This is a genomic window from Kribbella sp. CA-294648 (assembly GCF_050943845.1).
In the GTDB taxonomy this organism is placed as follows: Bacteria; Actinomycetota; Actinomycetes; order Propionibacteriales; family Kribbellaceae; genus Kribbella.
The window spans coordinates 7563279-7577904 of sequence record NZ_CP191981.1 but is presented as its reverse complement, the minus strand read 5'-3'; the positions used below and the strand labels follow the sequence as shown (position 1 = coordinate 7577904).

General features: G+C 68.1%; 9 protein-coding genes. 4 read left to right on the top strand and 5 right to left on the bottom strand.

Annotation, left to right across the window (positions count from 1 at the left end):
- Positions 1 to 756: 756 nt before the first annotated feature.
- The 3 genes from ACQPYM_RS36040 to coaA form a co-directional block, all read right to left on the bottom strand.
- Entirely contained in the window at positions 757 to 2568 is a 1812-nt protein-coding gene (locus tag ACQPYM_RS36040) for a DUF222 domain-containing protein (RefSeq protein ID WP_433009855.1), read from the bottom strand.
- A gap of 12 nt (positions 2569 to 2580) precedes the next feature.
- Positions 2581 to 3816 carry an ISL3 family transposase gene (locus ACQPYM_RS36035; RefSeq protein WP_433004723.1) on the bottom strand — a complete coding sequence of 412 codons (1236 nt, stop codon included), beginning with the start codon at positions 3814 to 3816 and terminating at the stop codon, positions 2581 to 2583.
- A gap of 485 nt (positions 3817 to 4301) precedes the next feature.
- Positions 4302 to 5255, bottom strand: a complete 954-nt coding sequence (gene coaA, locus ACQPYM_RS36030) for a type I pantothenate kinase (RefSeq protein WP_433009852.1) — start codon at positions 5253 to 5255, stop codon at positions 4302 to 4304.
- Between the two features lie 93 nt (positions 5256 to 5348).
- Here coaA and ACQPYM_RS36025 point away from each other — a divergent pair, with 93 nt between their 5' ends.
- Genes ACQPYM_RS36025 through ACQPYM_RS36015 form a run of 3 tightly spaced genes read left to right on the top strand, consistent with a single transcriptional unit; the run spans position 5349 to position 10160 of the window.
- Entirely contained in the window at positions 5349 to 5699 is a 351-nt protein-coding gene (locus ACQPYM_RS36025; RefSeq protein WP_433009849.1) for a holo-ACP synthase, read from the top strand.
- 1 nt (position 5700) lies between these two features.
- Entirely contained in the window at positions 5701 to 7125 is a 1425-nt protein-coding gene (locus ACQPYM_RS36020) for an NAD(P)H-hydrate dehydratase (RefSeq protein ID WP_433009846.1), read from the top strand.
- Positions 7126 to 7166: 41 nt separating this feature from the next.
- Positions 7167 to 10160, top strand: coding sequence for a sugar-binding protein (locus ACQPYM_RS36015; protein WP_433009843.1), 2994 nt, complete (start codon positions 7167 to 7169; stop codon positions 10158 to 10160).
- Here the strand turns inward: ACQPYM_RS36015 and ACQPYM_RS36010 are convergent.
- Both ACQPYM_RS36010 and ACQPYM_RS36005 read right to left on the bottom strand, forming a co-directional pair.
- A complete protein-coding gene (locus tag ACQPYM_RS36010; protein WP_433009840.1) occupies positions 10147 to 10911 on the bottom strand; it encodes an META domain-containing protein in 765 nt (254 codons plus the stop codon). The genes ACQPYM_RS36015 and ACQPYM_RS36010 overlap by 14 nt on opposite strands.
- A 44-nt stretch (positions 10912 to 10955) precedes the next feature.
- Positions 10956 to 11987, bottom strand: a complete 1032-nt coding sequence (locus ACQPYM_RS36005; protein WP_433009837.1) for an aminotransferase class V-fold PLP-dependent enzyme — start codon at positions 11985 to 11987, stop codon at positions 10956 to 10958.
- Between the two features lie 188 nt (positions 11988 to 12175).
- Between ACQPYM_RS36005 and ACQPYM_RS36000 the strand changes: the two genes are divergently transcribed.
- Positions 12176 to 14626, top strand: coding sequence for a lamin tail domain-containing protein (locus ACQPYM_RS36000; RefSeq protein WP_433009835.1), 2451 nt, complete (start codon positions 12176 to 12178; stop codon positions 14624 to 14626).

Here is a 14626-nt window from a genome sequence, read left to right as displayed (position 1 = left end):
CGAGCTGACCACCGGTCCGTGGATTGTCAGGCGTTGGGGCTATCCCAGCGCGGTCTCGTCGGCCCACTCTCGCGTGCTGGGTCGCGTGCTGCGCCGTGCGCCTGCCTGTACGCCTCGCGTGCGCGTCGGCCGCTCCCAGCCGCCCGGTACTGGGCGCTCCTGTGTCGCCCCGAATGCGACCCGCTGGTGGCTAGCCCGGCGGGGTGAGTGGCATGCGGTGGGGTGCTCCCCCGGCTTTGCCTGCTCGCTGGTACGTCGCGGGCCGCGTTGGCTGCCTCCACCCGCCCGGCTCTTGGTGCTCTTGTAGGCCGCGACGTGTGACTGAGGTGTTGGCCGGCCCGGCTGGGGGGAGGCGATGGCGTTGTGTGCGCGCCTGTGCCTGCCGTTCCTGCATGCCGCGGTGGCGGGCGGGACAGCACTGACTGCTCGGCCGCACCGTGCGGTTGCTCGACGGCACGATCCGCGGCATATGTGTCGGAACTAGTGATCGCTGCCCCATCGCTGTCCGTCGCTGCCCACAGCGGTGTTACGCCGGCTCTGTCCGACATGGCTCGTGCCGTGACGTTGGACGGAGTACAGGCAGGTCCGGATCCTGCACACCCCGGGTGGCTCGCCCCGCGCGCTACCGCCCCCGCGCGCTGCCGCGGCGGTTGCTGGCCACGCCACTGTCACTGCAGCTGCCACTGCCGCTGCCGCTGCCGTTGCCGGTGGCATCGGGCCTCGGCTGGTCAGTGTTGGCGAGGTTGCTGGTCGGTTTTACTGGCGGTCGGCTGGGCGGGTGCCGTGGTGGTCGACGATGAATTTGAAGCCGTTGCGGGTGGTCCATTCGAGGGTGTGGTCGTTGAGGCGGTGGACCTGCCAGCCGCCGTGGGTTTTGGCCCGGTGGCTGAAGCGCCGGAGCGGGATGAGGTTGTCGGTGTTGGTTTGGCCGGGTGGGCCGTTGGGTGTGAAGGGTTGGATGTGGTCGAGGTCGGGGGTGCGGCTGGTGTCGGCGGTGCCGTAGACGAACTGTTCTGCGGGGTATTTGAGTTTGAGGTGTTCGCGGATTCGCTGGGGGATTTCGTAGGCGTCGACGCTGAGTTTGTCGTTGAGGTCGATGACGGGGCGGACGGTGATGTGGTTGTGGCCGGTGAGTTCTTCCAGCCGGGTGATCAGCAGGGGTCCGTGTCCCTCGATGCGGGCGATGCCTTCGCCGGTGCGGAGGGTTTCGTCGGTGAGGTGGACGTAGAGCATCGTGCCACCGCGCTGCCTGCGGCTGGGCTTGTGACTGGTGGGCTGCTGGGTGGCGGCCAGTTTGGCGATCAGCCGCCGAAGCTCCTCCGGCTCGAGCCTGGACGTGCCTTCGTCGCCCGCCTCGGGCTGGCTGGACTCCGGCACTGGCTTCTGGTCCGGCTCGGGCTCGTCGGCGCCGGGCGCCTCGTCCCAGGGCCTTCGCACAGGCTGAGATCCCGGCCGCGGCTCCTGTGGCGCACGGTCACCGAACTCGGCGGGTGTCGCCGGCTCGGCGCTCGCGGGTGCAGCGATCTCGGTAGCGGGCTGCAGTTCAAGAGCAGGCGCGGCTGCAGACGCGGCAGGCTCGCGTGCGGGAGGGAGTGCGGGCGTGGGCGCAAGAGCGGCAGGCGCGGGAGCGGCAAGCTCGCGTGCGGGAGCGGGCGTGGGTGCAGGCACGGCAGGTTCGCGTTCGGGAGCGAGTGCAGGCGCGGATGCAAGAGCGGCAGGCTCGGGTGCGGGTGCGGGTGCGGGTGCGGGTGCGGTTGCGGGTGCGGGCTCGAGCGGGTGAGCGGGGTTGGGTGGGGTGAGGTGGTGGGCTACTTGGAGGAGGTCGGTGGTTAGGGCGGGGTCGGCGATGAGGCCGATGGCGCGGGCTCGGCGGTCGTTGAGGGGTGAGGTGTCGCCGAGGGCGGCGAGGGCGTCGGCGAGCTGGTCGAGGGTGGCCTGGAAGCGGATGATGTCGCCGGTGGCGGCTTTGACGAACAGCGTGGTGGTGCCGAGTCCGTCGGTGCGGCCGGTCCAGACGCCTCGTTCGCGGGCTCGTTGTTCTGCTTGCGCGCGGGCGGCGATCGGGTCTGCTTCCCAGATGGCGGCTTTGACGATGTTGTGCAGGCGCAGTGGGCTGAGGGTGTTGACGATGGCGGCGACTCGCCGGTCGACGATTCCGGCGGCCTGTTCGGACAGTTCCCGGCAGGCTTGGGCGACGTTGCAGGCCTTCCAGGGGGTGGCGTGGCCGGACTCGACCTGGGCCCAGAGTCTGGGCAGGCGGTGGCGCAGCGCCAGGGCCTGGCCGATGTAGCGGGCGGCCGCGTGGGTGGAGCGGCCGGTGACCGCACCGAATTCGGCGACCGCGAACTCGGCGACCGCGGGGCAGCCGGCGCCGCCGTACACGCGGGTTTGTTCGCCGCCTGGGACGAGTTCGTGGTCGGACACGGTGGCAGGTGCGGGGTGGAGGTCGGCGAAGTGCTGGCCGAGGCGTAGCAGCTGGACGTCGAGGCGGTCACGCAGCACGGTCAGTTCGTCGGCCGCGGACAGCGTCTCCCGGGCCGTGTACTCACTGACATCGGATGCGAACATGTGTGGCTCTCCTCACCTTTGTGTGGGTAAGGAAAGCTGGATTCCGCTGCAGCACAGGTAGATCATCGTGGCCAGTGATTGTGCTTTCGGATGTCCGTAACCGCGGCGCTGGATGACCCGGATTTTGGTGTTGACGCCTTCGCTGCGGGAGTTCGACAAGCCGAGTTCGACTGCAGCGATGATGCCGTCGGCGTGCCGGATGATTTTGTGGGCCAGGGTTCTGAACGCAGCACTGCCGCTGCCGGTGGCTCGTTGGACCCAGCTGTGGAGGTAGCTCGAGGCCTGGCTGGGATCGATGATCTGGAACAGGTCGCGGAGTTCTTCTTTGAGCAGGTAGACCTTGTGGAGTTCGGTGCGCTCAGCCCGGATGACCTTGAGAATCTTGAGGTGTTCGGTCCGGAGCTTCTCCCGTCCGGCTCGCAACGCGAACCGTGCTTTGCGCCAGGCAGCGTTGCTCCGGGCCTGTTTCATCTCGGCTCTCAAGGTGGGGATCGCGCTGTTACGGAAAGCTGAATCGAGCGCTTCATTGGCCCACTTGATGACGTGGAACGGATCAATACAGATCACCGCCTGCGGCGCCATCGCCCGGGTCACCGAAATGTAGGTTCCGCTGGCATCCATGGTGACCGCTCGCAGCTTCTTACGGCGCAGGAACCCCAGCTCCCGGTAGAACGCCGCAATCGTCTCCACGCCGTGCCCTTTGCCGACCCACACCACGCGCCCGGAGTCGTGGTCGACGACCACGGTCAGGTAGCGATGTCCCCGTAGATAAGAGATCTCGTCGACGCCGATCCGGACCAGATTGTTCAGCCGGCTGTCGTCGAGACGCTCGACCACGACCCGGCCCACGATCCGGTCGACTGCTTCCCACGAGCAGCGCATCAGCTGCGCCAGGCTGGTCTTGTCCATCCGGGCCGCCAACCACGCCACGGTGTCCTCGAAAGCCCGTGAATGCCTCGCCCCTGGCCGCGCCCACGGCACATCCTCGGTCCGGACCCGCTCACAATCAGGACACCAGATCCGCGCGACCTCAGCCTCCAGCCAGACCTTCAAACCACAGGCATCGACATGACGCCACCGGCGAACCGACCGGTCATAACGCCCCGGAACCCGGCAACCACAAGGGCACCGATGCACCTTGGCCAGGCGGCGCACAGTCACAACCGCCTCACCGCCGGCAAACACGACACCGGCCACCGAGGTGTCATCCAGCCCCAGAACCCTGTTAAATACTGTCGTGACGCGCACGTGCGTCGCCCTTTCGTTCGGTTGTCTCAGCAACTCCCGAACCTAAAGGGCGAACACGTGCGCGTCGCTCATTTCACGCCCCAACACACCGCGAAACCCCACCACACAACAAGAAACCCTCCTCAGTCACCGGCGAACCCACAGAAGCCCGAGGAGAGCCACATGTGTTCGATACTAACACTCAGTGACGGCCGGTGCAAATCGCGAGATGCACCGAATTCCTTGTTTATAAGGCGATGAGAGCCTGACGCCGGTCAGCGACCGGGGATTGTGATCACCGGAGCGTCACCACTTGGTCGGCGGTGAGGTTGTCCCGGCCCGGCCCGGCCTCGTTGCCCGCTCCGCCGGCCACCGGAAGGTCAACGGAGGCTGCCAGTTACGGCTTGGCCACTCCTGGGTTGCTCCTGCGACGGAGGCTGGCGTGGGCTGCTCAACGGGCTTCGGCTCGCCCGGCTCGGGAAGGCGGCGTGGGGATCGCGGGCAGGTCAGAGTTTGCGGAGGCGGACCCAGCGGACTGCGTGGTCGGCGCCTTTGCGGAGGACGAGGGTGGCTCGGGAGCGGGTGGGGAGGATGTTCTCGCGGAGGTTGGGGCCGTTGATGCCGTCCCACAGGGACTCGGCTTTGGCGATGGCTTCTTCGCGACTGAGTTCGCCGTAGCGGACGAAGTAGGACTCGGGGTTGCGGAAGGCCGTTTCCCACAGCTTCAAAAACCGGTGGACGTACCAGGAACGGATGTCGTCGGCCGCCGCGTCGACGTAGACCGAGAAGTCGAAGAAGTCGCTCACCGCCAGGCCGCTCTTGCCGTCCGCGTGGCGAGGGGCCGGCTGGAGGACGTTGAGGCCTTCTAGCAGCAGGATGTCGGGTTGTTCGACCGTGGTGCGGACATCCGGCATCCGGTCGTAGTGCAGGTGGGAGTAGACCGGCGCCTCGACGTTGTCCATGCCGGACTTCACCTCGACCACGAAGCGCAGGAGCGACTTGCGGTCGTAGGACTCCGGGAAGCCCTTGCGCAGCATCAGGCCGCGGCGTTCGAGCTCGGCGTTGGGCCACAGGAAGCCGTCGGTGGTGACGAGGGCGACGCGGGGGTGCTCGGGCCAGCGGGCCAGGAGTTCGCGGAGCAGCCGGGCAGTAGTGGACTTGCCGACGGCAACCGATCCGCCGATGCCGATCACGAACGGGGTGCGGGCCGCGGCCGGTTTGCCGAGGAACGCCTCGGTGTCGGAGTGCAGCGCCCGGGCGTGCCGTACGTAGAGGGACAGGATCCGGGACAGCGGCAGGTACACCTCGCGGACCTCGTCGATGTCGATCTCGTCCCCGAGACCACGTAGCCGCTCGATCTCCTCGGCCGTCAGCGGTGACTCGGTCGTCTCGGCCAGTTGGGCCCAGGCGGCGCGGTCCAGCTCGGTGTACGGGGTCACCTCCCGCGACGGCTGCAGCATGGGGCCCATTCTTCCCACACCTGGCGGGGATACGCTGACCGGCATGTGCGGCAACGAGACTGTGGGTGTGGCAGTTGTCACACCACGGACCCCATGATCGTCGGCGTGGGCATCGATGTGGTCGATGTCGAGCGGTTCATGAAGACGCTCGAGCGGACGCCGGGACTGCGCGCCCGGGTCTTCACCGAGGCCGAGGCGAAGAAGCCGCCGGCCTCGCTGGCGGCCCGCTTCGCCGCCAAGGAGGCGCTGGCCAAGGCGCTCGGCGCGCCGGCCGGGATGCACTGGCGCGACGCTGAGGTGTGGACCGACGACAGCGGCCGGCCGTGGCTGGAGATCACCGGGACGGTCGCCGAGCAGGCCGCGCGGCTCGGGGTACAGAGTCTGCATCTGTCCTTGAGCCATGACGCCGGCATCGCGTCGGCGGTCGTCATCCTGGAGGGTTGAGATGCGCCGCGCCCACACCGTCGAGCAGGTCCGGGCCGCCGAGGCCGAGCTGATGGCCAAGCTCCCGGACGGAATGCTGCTGCAGCGTGCCGCGACCGGGCTTGCTGTTGCCATCAGCAACTTCATCGGATTTACGTACGGCGCCCGCGTGGTGCTGCTGGCCGGTTCGGGTGACAACGGCGGAGATGCCCTGTACGCCGGCGAAAAGCTGGCCCGCCGCGGCGCTCAGGTGGTGGCCGTCCTGCTCTCGGACAAGTACCACCGGGAAGGCCTCGCCGCATTGCTGACAGCCGGCGGCCGGGTGGGCACCACGGACGACATCGCCACAGCCGATGTAGTTGTCGATGGCATCGTCGGCATCGGGGGGCGACCGGGGCTGAAGCCGGAGGCGCGAGACGCCGTACGCCGTGCCGAGGAACACCACGTGCCGATCGTCGCCGTCGACATGCCCTCGGGGGTCGACGTGGACACCGGCGAAACTCCCGCGGAGCACGTCAAGGCAGCACTGACCGTCACCTTCGGCACCCACAAGATCTGTCACCTGATCGACCCGGCCGCCGCGGCGTGCGGGCCGGTCCATCTCGTCGACATCGGCCTTGACCTCCCGCCCGCGCCGATCAAGTCGCTCCAGTCGGTCGACATCCGCAAGCTCTACCCGGTACCGACCGGCGAGTCCGACAAGTACTCCCGTGGCGTCCTCGGCCTGATGGCAGGGTCGGCGCAATATCCGGGCGCCGCGGTCATCGCGACCTCGGGCGCGCTGGCGGGTCCGATCGGGATGCTCCGGTACGTCGGTCCGGACGCCGTCGCCGAAGCCGTCCGGGCCGAGCATCCCGAGATCGTGGCCGGCGAGGGCCGGGTTCAGGCCTGGGCGATCGGCTCGGGTCTCGGCGACGAACTCGACGTTCCCAAGGTGCGCGACTTGCTCGACGGTGATGAGCCCGTGCTCCTCGATGCCGACGGGCTGAAGGCGCTCGACGACACTGGCGATCACCCAAGCGTGCTGATCACCCCGCATGCCGGGGAGCTTGCCCGGATGCTGGGCGTCGAGCGTTCGCAGGTGGAGTCCGAACGCCTGAAACACGCCCGCGAGGCGGCGGAACGCTTCGACGTGACAGTCCTCCTCAAGGGCTCGACCACCGTTATCGCAGCGCCCGACGGTCAGGTCCGCGTCAACAACAACGCCGGCGCGTGGCTCGCCACAGCGGGCGCGGGCGACGTACTGGCTGGGCTGTGTGGTTCTCTGCTGGCCGCAGGGCTGACTCCGATCGACGCGGCGGCCGCAGGGGCGTACCTGCATGCAGCTGCGGCCAACCTGGCGGCCGACGGCGGTCCGATCACCGCCATGCAGGTCGCGGCCAAGGTGCCGGCGGCGACCCGGCAGTTGCTCGGAAAAGGCTTGCTTGAAGGGGAAACAAGCGGGTAGGACAGAGGTGCCAGTGCCTCCACCGCCCGAGGAGTCCGCACATGAAGCGCCTACTCGTCCTGTTCCTGGCCATCCTGCTCAGCGTCGCAGGCCTTCCCTCGACAGCAACGGCCGCAACACCAGCGGCAGCCGCCAGTACGCCGTACGTCGCGGACCGCGCGACCAAGATCGACGTGATGGGGGAGTGGGCCCACCCGGACGACGACACGAGCATCATCGGGCCGTGCGGCGTCTGGCATCAGAAGTACGGGATCAAGTGCGGAATCATCATGGTCACCCGCGGCGAAGGCGGCGGGAACTCGGCCGGTAACGAGCTCGGGCCGGAGCTCGGACTGCGCCGGGAGAATGAGGACCGGGTTGCGCACTACCGCTCCGGCACGATCGACATCTTCAACCTGGACCGGGTCGACTTCTTCTACAACCAGAGCGCGCCGCTGACTCAGTACTTCTGGGACGAGGAGGAGACGCTGCGCCGCGTCACCCGGGTGATCCGGACGACGCAGCCGGAGATCTACATCGGCTTCACCCCGACGCTCAACGCCGGGCACGGCAACCATCAGCAGGCCGGGCGGCTGATCTGGGAAGGCGTGCTCGCGGCCGCCGACCCGACCAAGTTCCCCGAGCAGTTGCAGGGCAAGAACGCCTTGAGCACCTGGCAGGTGAAGAAGGTGTTCTCGGGTGGCAGTACTGCGGGCACCGGCGGGACGACCACCTCACCCAACTGCACCACCGGGTTCGTCCCCAGTGGACTCGACACGGTCGCGGGCGTCTGGACCGGCTACGACTCGCCGTACAAGTGGCCGGCCGGCAACCTGCAGGGCAAGCCGGCCGGGTCGGCGAAGATCTGGCAGCAGGTCGCGGACGAAGGACGCGCGGCGTACCCGACGCAGAGTCGCGTGATGTACAAGGGCGACTCGGCTCCTGCCTGCCCGCGGTTCGCGATGACGCAGTCGTTCGTACCGTTCCAGCCGAACACCAGCCCTCAAGCCGGCCTGGACGACGCGATCCTGTTCGGCGCGACCAAACCGGATCCGGGCGGGCTGCCGAAGGGGACGCTGGAGTACCTCACCTTCTCGCGGTTCTTCAACGTTGCGGGTGAGCCCTTCCAAGCGACGCTACACCTCAAAGGCAAACTGAACCCCGGCAAGGTCGAACTCACGGTGCCACCCGGCTGGACGACCGACGGGCCCAAGCTGGTCGGCAAGGTCGACGGCAGCAAAGAGGTGACCTTCACCGTCACGCCCAGCCCGACCGCGACGGTCAACCAGAACTTCAAGATCTCCGCACTCTTCACCAGTGGCACCAAGACCGGCTACACCGACAACGTCGTCCGGATCGTGCCGCCAATTGAAGGCCGCTTCCAGCGCTGGGGGAACTGGCAGGAGTACGACGAATGGCTGGCCGGCACGGCACCGCAGGCCGCCCGCCTCGGCCGCTCGGCGGCGGTCCAGTCGATGCCGGTCGGCAGCACGATCGCGCTGCCGGTCGTCGTGCACAACTGGTCCAGCCGGCCGCAGAGCGGGACGGTCGGTCTCACCTTGCCGGCCAACTTCACGGCCGACGCGACCACGAAGCCGTACGACGCTTTGCAGCCGGGCGCGGAGACCACGGTGACGTTCCAGCTCACCAACACCGACACCACCTTGCCTGCGACGCAGAACGTCCAGATCCCTATCGTCACTGGATCCAGCAGCGAGACGCTGACGCTGTCGCTCGTCCCCTCCACCGCGATCGCCAAGGCATCGGCCACGCCGGTCGTCGACGGCTCAGCAACGCCCGGCGAGTACGACGGTCCGACACTCGACCTCGGCCGCATCTGGCAGGGCGCGAGCGGTTGTACCGGTGTCGACGACTGCGGCGTCTCGTCGACGGGCGAGGGCAGTACTGCGAAGGTCACCTGGTCGGACGACGCGCTGTACTTCTTCGTCCACGTCCGCGACGACTACCAGTCCTATGCCGTCACGCCCGAGGAGTGCGTCGGGCACTGGCAGGCCGACTCGGTGGAGATCCTGCTCGACCCGCGCGGTACTGCCTCGCAGGTGCTCAAGGACACCGCGAACACCTTCAAGCTCGGCATCTTCCCGTTCACCAACGACCCGGCCAACCGCAACGGCAACGGCGTGAACGGGCCCTGCTGGGAACGCGATGCCGACAACCACCAGGGCTACTCGACCGGACCGCTCAGCATCGGCAACGCCCCCGGAGTGCAAGTCGCGTCGACTGCGCAGTGGGTCGGCAGCAACGAGACCACGACACCACACGCGTACGCCGGTGGCGGGTATGACCTCGAGGTGAAGATCCCGCTCGCAGCGCTCCCCGCTGCGGTTGACCCGGCCAAGCTGGGGCTGAACATCACGCCGTACGACAACGACGACACCTCAGCAGCCGGTACGACGACGCTGCGGCACATCGACATGAGTACGCGCCTCGGCTGGTCGGCACTCGGCTCGGTCCAGTCCGACCCGTACCGCTGGGGTCAGGCGTCCCTCACCGGCTACACCCCGCCCGCTGATCGCCCGACCACCCCGGCACCGCCGAACGTGTCCAACCCCAACCTCAACGGAGCACTGTCGCCCCAGACGATCGCGCAGTCGGCACGCAACGGCGTACCGATCTCCGGTCGCGTCCCAACGTCAGAACTCAAGGTCCTGTACGCCGGGTTGGGCCGCACGTCGGTAGAGCTCTACACGTACGCCGGTACTCCGGGCACGGCTCGCCTGTTCCTCTGGAGCGGCCTGATCGGGGCGATCCCGGTCTACACGACCAGCTGCTCGCCTGCAGCCGATCCTCCGCCCAGCTACGGGCTCACGCCGTGTGCTGTCACCGACGGCGGCTATCCGCCCTGGTCGCCGGACATGAGCGGCCATGTGGTGAAGCAGGCGAGTCAGCAGCTCACCACCGGGGTGAAACGCATCTCTATCCCGCTGACCCCGGCGCAGCGCGCCAGGCTGGCCGAGGACGGTCGGTTGCTGATCTCCTTCGAGACACCGCAGGACCAGGTGCAGGCGTTCGACGTACGGCTCAGCGGGCGGTGAGGTCGATGCCGTTGCCGTCGGGAGCGCGAAGCTTCAGGCGGTCGGCCTCGATGGTGTAGGTCAGCTCACCCTTCAAGGCGGCCAGAACGGTCTGCTCGAGCTTGCCCTCTTCGCCGACACAGGCCTTGCGGGTCGAGCTGAGCTCACCGAAGGTCAGCTTGTTGCCGGACCTCGCGACCTTGCCCTCGAAGCCGTTGCAGCCCGTCGAGCCGGTGATCCGCTCGCCGTTGATCGTGAAGTACGCCTTCTCGGAGCCCTCCGTGTGCGAGGCGGTCTCGCCGGAGATCACGGTCTCCAGCGACCACTTGGTCCCGTCCAGCGGCTTGTCCGGCTGTGCGGTCTCGCGGTCCTGCAGGACGATCTCGGTGGGGCCCTGGCTGACGGTGAGCTTGTCGCCCGCGAGCTTCCACGAGGGCTTGTCCTGCAGCAGATTGGCCAGCCAGTCGTCCTGCGCGTGCCGGGCCGGGTCACAACCCATGCCGGTCGTCTCGAGGTCCTTGACGGTCAGTTTGCCGTCACCTCGCGACACCTTGCCGATCATGGAGTTACAGCCGGCGCTCGCGCTCAGCCGGCTGCCGTCGAGGAACTGCAGCTGGATCCGGGTCTGCGGTGCCAGCTGCTTGGGCTTGCCGTTCTCCGTCACGCTCACGGACAGGAACGACTTCCCGTCCAGCGAACCACTGGCCGCGGACTCGTTCCCGCACGCGCTCAACAGCATCAGCCCGGCCGCGGCGACAACCACCATTCGCATTCTCACAACCTACGGACGCCGCGGTGCACCCAGGCGTTGCACAGCTAGCGAAGATGTCCACCCAGTACTTCGGCCGCGCGTGCCACGTCGTCCGCGGTGGTGGTGAGGTGGAACGCCATCCGGAGCCGGCCCGCGCGGAAGGAAGCGACGATGCCGGCCTCTGTCATCAACTCGGGCACCTTCTCGTCAGCCTCGGCGGACACGATCGCGGAGTTGGAGGGGGCAAGGCCGGTCGCATCCCGGAAGGCGGCCGCGAGCTTCAGATTGTGCGTATGGATGGCGTTGACCCCGACAGCCCGGAGGAGTTCGAGTGCCGGAGCAGCAGCCACCCAGCAGTGCCAGGCGGGCGAGAGGTCGAAGCGGCGGGCGTCCTCGGCCAGTCGCAGGGGTGACCCGTAGATGCTCGTCCAGGGCGACGGACCGGCGTACCAGTTGGCGTTGAGTGGGGTGAGGGCGTCGAGGTACTCGGGCCGCACGGTGAAGAAGGCGGTACCGCGCGGGGTGAGCAGCCACTTGTAGCCGCCCGCGATGGTGAACGCGTACTGCGAGGCGTCGATCGGCAGCCACCCGGCCGACTGCGTGGTGTCGAGCAGCACCCGTACGCCGGTAGCGCGCAGCGCGTCGAGGTCGGCGATCCGGCCGTCCGACGACTGCACCGAGGAGACCGCGACCAAAGCGGTGTCCGGGCGAACTTCGTCGGCGAGGCGTTCCAACGGCACTTCGCGGACGCGGTGGCCGAGCGCGCAAAACGGAAAAGTCAGACTGGTGAATTCACCCTCCGCAATCAACACGTCGCTATTAGTAGGTAACCAGTTGGCGACCATTCCCGCGAATACCGAAACCTGACTGCCGACCGCGATCAGGCCGGGATCGACGCCGACCAGTTCCCCGTACGCCGCTCGCGCGCGGGCCAGCGGTTCGTCGTACTCCGCCGGGTTGGCCGTCCCTGAGCGCCAGCCGATCAGCGCGCTCTGCAAGGCGTCCCAGCTCGCTCGCGGTGGCAGGCCGAAGGTGGCGGTGTTCAGGTAGATGCCGGCCGGGGCGAACTCGCGCTGGGCCTGTTCGATGCTCGTCATGGTTCAACCCTCGGCCGGACCGGGCCCAAGTGGTAGGCCGTCCTGCTGAGGTCAGCTCAAACGAACGCTTTGAGCAGGTGAACATCGCGGGGGAGAAAAGCAAATACTCACCAACGCTGGTTTCGCGCTGCTCTTCATAGCACCATGCTCCTGCGTGAACCCCTTTCCGAGCTAGGAGCGAATTTCCTGTGGCAATCTCCAGAGCGCGCCGGCGCATCGTGGCGGCGGCGATCCCGCTGGCCGTGATCGCGGCGATGGCCGGGCATCCCGGTACCGCGAACGCCCTCTCGACCGACGTCGTCATCTCCGCCGTGTACGGCGGCGGCGGCAACTCCGGCGCGATCTTCAAGAACGACTACATCGAGCTCGCGAACCTGAGCGACAGCCCGGTCGACGTCTCGTCGTGGTCGGTCCAGTACACGTCGGCCGCGGGCACGACCTTCCAGCTCACCAACCTGACCGGCAGCATCCCGGCGCGGGGCAAGTACCTGGTCCAGCAGGCCGCGGGAGCGGCCGGGACGACCGCCCTGCCCACGCCTGACGCGATCGGCACGATTCCGATGTCGGGCAGCTCCGGCGTCGTCGCGCTGGTGACGAGGCAGACCGCGCTCTCGGGCTGCGGGACCAGTTGCGCCACCGCACCGGACGTCAAAGACCTGGTCGGCTACGGCGCGACCGCGAACGTCGAGGGGACCGCGGCCCCCGGGCTGAGCAACACGACGGCCAACGCGCGGACCGGCGCGATGACCGACACCGACAACAACGCGGCCGACTTCGCCTCCGGCGTACCGAAGGCGACGAACTCCGCCGGGACCACTGTCACCGCCGGAGACGACCCCGGCACCCCGGACGACCCGACCCCCGGCCCGCACCGCATCCACGACATCCAGGGCGGCAGCCGGGTCTCCCCACTGGTGGGCACCAACGTCACGAACGTCCCGGGCATCGTCACGGCGGTCCGGGTCACGGGCAGCTCACGCGGCTACTGGTTCCAGGACCCGGCCGCTGACGCCGACCCGTTGACCAGCGAGGGCCTGTTCGTCTACACCGGTCGCACCACGCCCGCTGTCGCCGTCGGCGACTCGGTCGTCGCCTCCGGCCGCGTCACCGAGTTTCGGCCGAACGCGGGGGCGCAGACGCTCACCGAGATCGGCGGCACGGTCAAGACCATCAAGGTCAGCGGCGGCAACGCGCTGCCGGCCGCGGTACCGGTGTCCTTCCCGGATGCCTACACGAAGACCGGCAACCTCGAGACCCAGCCGCTGGAGCCGTCGAGCTACGTGCTGGACTGGCTCGAGGTGCACGAGGGCATGCGGATCACCCTGGCTCAGGACACGCGCCTGATCAGCCCGGTCGACACCGAGTACGACGAGCTCTGGGTGACGCTCAAGCCGGGTCAGAACCCGACGCCGCGCGGTGGCACCGTCTACAAGTCCTACGACGACCCGAACAGCGGCCGGCTGATGGTGCTGTCGCTGACCGGCGCGCCTGCCGCGAACGTCGGCTCCACTCTTGCCGCCGGCACCACGGGTCCGCTCGACTATCAGTCGTTCGGTGGCTATGTGCTGCAGGCGACGCAGCTCGGCGCGATCACCGAAGGCGGCCTGAAGAGGCAGAAGGTGCTGCCGCCCAAGAAGGCCGGCGACCTGACCATCGCGACCTACAACGTGGAGAACCTGGCCGCCACCAACCCTGCGTCCAAGTTCGCCCGGCTGGCGCAGGCCGTCGTGTCCAACCTCGGATCGCCCGACATCCTCGCGTTGGAGGAGATCCAGGACAACAACGGTCCGACCAACGACGCCGTCGTCGCGGCCGACCAGACCGTGGCGAAGTTCGTGGCCGCGATCCGGGCGGCCGGCGGACCGGCGTACCAGTGGCGCTCGATCGACCCGGCCGACGACGTCGACGGCGGCCAGCCCGGCGGAAACATCCGGGTGGGGTTCCTGTTCAACCCCGCCCGTACCACGTTCGTCGACCGGCCGGGCGGTGACGCGAACACGGCCGTCTCGGTGGTCCGCGCTCGGCCGACCAGCAACCAGGTCGCGCTGTCGGTCTCTCCTGGCCGGATCGACCCGCTCAGCAGCGCGTGGGAAGACAGCCGCAAGCCGCTGGTCGGCGAGTTCCGCTTCGACGGTGACAAGCAGCTGTTCGTGATCGCCAACCACTTCAACTCCAAGGGTGGCGACCAGCCGCTGACGGCGGCCGTCCAGCCGCCGGTGCGCGGTACCGAGGTCCAGCGGCTGCAGCAGTCCGCCGAGGTGCACGAGTTCGTCAAGGATCTCAGCGAGAAGAGCAGAGGCCGGGCTCGCGTCGTCGTCCTGGGCGATCTGAACGACTACCAGTTCAGCCCGGCCATCAAGACACTGACCGGCGACGGCACGGTGCTGAAGACGCTGATGGACACGCTGCCCGTCGCCGAGCGGTACAGCTACGTCTTCGACGGCAACTCGCAGGTGCTCGACCACATCGCGATCAGCCCGTCGATCAAGGGCTACTCGTACGGCGTCGTGCACATCAACGCCGAGTTCTCCGACCAGGCCAGCGATCACGATCCGCAGATCATGCGCATCCTGACCGGCTGCGACATCGACCCGCTGCCGAAGCGCTGCCGGCCGGGCAGCCCGGTGGTAGACGAGTAG

Excerpts from the sequence above, each read along its gene's own strand:
- ACQPYM_RS36010 (WP_433009840.1), bottom strand. The coding sequence starts at position 10,911 with ATGCGAATGGTGGTTGTCGCCGCGGCCGGGCTGATGCTGTTGAGCGCG.
- ACQPYM_RS36015 (WP_433009843.1), top strand. The coding sequence starts at position 7,167 with ATGAAGCGCCTACTCGTCCTGTTCCTGGCCATCCTGCTCAGCGTCGCA.
- ACQPYM_RS36005 (WP_433009837.1), bottom strand. The coding sequence starts at position 11,987 with ATGACGAGCATCGAACAGGCCCAGCGCGAGTTCGCCCCGGCCGGCATC.
- coaA (WP_433009852.1), bottom strand. The coding sequence starts at position 5,255 with ATGCTGCAGCCGTCGCGGGAGGTGACCCCGTACACCGAGCTGGACCGC.
- ACQPYM_RS36040 (WP_433009855.1), bottom strand. The coding sequence starts at position 2,568 with ATGTTCGCATCCGATGTCAGTGAGTACACGGCCCGGGAGACGCTGTCC.
- ACQPYM_RS36025 (WP_433009849.1), top strand. The coding sequence starts at position 5,349 with ATGATCGTCGGCGTGGGCATCGATGTGGTCGATGTCGAGCGGTTCATG.
- ACQPYM_RS36020 (WP_433009846.1), top strand. The coding sequence starts at position 5,701 with ATGCGCCGCGCCCACACCGTCGAGCAGGTCCGGGCCGCCGAGGCCGAG.